Below are 451 nucleotides of genomic sequence, written 5' to 3' on the forward strand. Positions count from 1 at the left end.
GTTGGTGGTTACCACACACACCGAACGACTAAGAGGTCTTCATGGTCCACCGTAATGCCCGTCTGACTCCTGCCGGTAGAAGCATTCTTGTCCAGCGTGTTCTTCAGGGCCGTCCCGTGGCCCACGTGGCCAAGGAAATGGGTGTTTCGCGGACCTGCGCCCACCGGTGGTTCCGGCGATATCTGGAGCACGGCTGGGCCGGTATGGAGGATCGCTCGTCCCGCCCGCGTTCCTGCCCGCACGCGACGCCCTCGGCGAAAATCGACGAGGTCCTCGCGGCGCGGGTAAAGCACCGCGAGGGCCCGGTCGAACTGGCCGAACGCTGCAACGTCCCGGCCCGCACGGTCTCCCGGATCATCGCCCGGGCCGGGCTGCCCCGGTTATGGGAACTGGACCCGATCAGCGGCGAACGCATCCGCGCCGGCCGGGCCACCGACCACCGCTACGAACG

General features: G+C 67.4%; 1 protein-coding gene. It reads left to right on the forward strand.

Annotated elements, in window-relative coordinates:
* Positions 1-41 precede the first annotated feature (41 nt).
* A partial coding sequence (locus tag BJQ90_RS22945; RefSeq protein ID WP_226761452.1) for a helix-turn-helix domain-containing protein occupies positions 42-451 on the forward strand: 410 nt, incomplete at its 3' end.

This window comes from Arthrobacter sp. SO3 (genome assembly GCF_020532825.1).
GTDB lineage: Bacteria > Actinomycetota > Actinomycetes > Actinomycetales > Micrococcaceae > Arthrobacter.